The organism is Okeania sp. SIO2B9 (genome assembly GCF_010672505.1).
GTDB classification, from domain to species: Bacteria; Cyanobacteriota; Cyanobacteriia; order Cyanobacteriales; family Microcoleaceae; genus Okeania; species Okeania hirsuta.
Map to the genome: position 1 here is coordinate 1 of NZ_JAAHGK010001626.1, position 1,399 is coordinate 1,399.

The following is a 1,399-nucleotide window of genomic DNA, read 5'->3' on the forward strand; positions in this document are numbered from 1 at the left end:
TGATAATAAAACTGCTAAAAAAGCACAGCTAAACCACAAAAATAAATAGATTAAATTTCGTTCTTGCTTTAATTTACCTCTAGCAAAGACAAACAAATAAACCGGACTCCAAAATAAACATAGACATATTCAAAAATCTTTCCTTTTCCCTATTTAAGTTTTATATTATTTTAGGTGCAGGCTTAATTTTACCTGCCATTATCATCGCAGTTATTTATCAATTTTCAGGATATTTTGATGAATATATTTATGCGACTCTCACTGCTAATAGTAAATATGTAGTAATGCTCAATTTTTCCTGGTCAGACCTTTTCAGTAGACTCAGAAAACAGGTATTAGGAAATATTTTATTGTGGCTATGTTTATTTTGGAGTCCGGTTTATTTGTTTGTCTTTGCTAGAGGTAAATTAAAGCAAGAACGAAATTTAATCTATTTATTTTTGTGGTTTAGCTGTGCTTTTTTAGCAGTTTTATTATCAAAGCGATTTTATAATCATTACTTTTTACAATTATTACCTACTTTATGTCTAATTAGTAGCTATGTTATTATCAAATCTGTTCATTTACCTCAGCAAAAATATCAAATTCGGAATTTATATGAAGAAGCAAAAAAACCGAAAAAAACTGTTACAATCAATTCCCGAAAATTTTCTATTGACTTCCCTTCTGCCTTGCCAAATATACTTATATTCCTAATTTTAATATATCCTTTTACCCAAGCAGGTTATAACAAATCAAGTAAAAATCTAGAATTTATCTATCATCGATATATAAAAAAAATAGATACATGGGATGACAGAGAAGCTTTGATGGCTAAATATCTACAACAGAGAATTAGATCGACAGATTATATATATATCGTCAATTATGAACCAATAATTTATTACCTAGTTCCCACAAAAATTCCCACAAAATATGCTTTTCCTAGTCATTTAACAGCCATGTCTCAGATTTTACCTACGGATGCTCTCCAAGAATTAGATAAAATTATGGCGAAAAATCCCAGTTATATTTTACTAGCAGAAAAAGATAATATTAGTCCAGAATATAGAAATTATCTCAATCAATATTTAGAAAAAAAATACTTTCTAGAAACCACAATTCAAAACGTCAGATTATATCGAAGGGTGGATCTCAATTTTGAATAAAGCCAAAAATTATTGCTTTTAGGGAACAGGGAACAGGGAACAGGGAATAGGGAATAATTAATAATTAATAATTAATAATTAATAATTAATAGATATCTCCGAAAAATAAATCAACCTTTTAATTAGGGTTTGCTGATTAGATGTAAAAGCACTGATATATAAACGTTTTAGCATTTTTTAGTTAAAAAAAGTCCAAGCTTTTAGGTCATATAGCGCTGTGCGCAGGCAACAGGCAATAGGTAACAGCTCCA

The 1,399-nt window shown here is 29.0% G+C and carries 1 protein-coding gene; it reads left to right on the plus strand.

The window, feature by feature from the left end:
- The first annotated feature begins 284 nt into the window (after positions 1 to 284).
- On the plus strand, positions 285 to 1,148 hold the full coding sequence (locus F6K13_RS33200; RefSeq protein WP_287289936.1) for a hypothetical protein: 864 nt from the start codon (positions 285 to 287) through the stop codon (positions 1,146 to 1,148).
- Positions 1,149 to 1,399 lie beyond the last annotated feature (251 nt).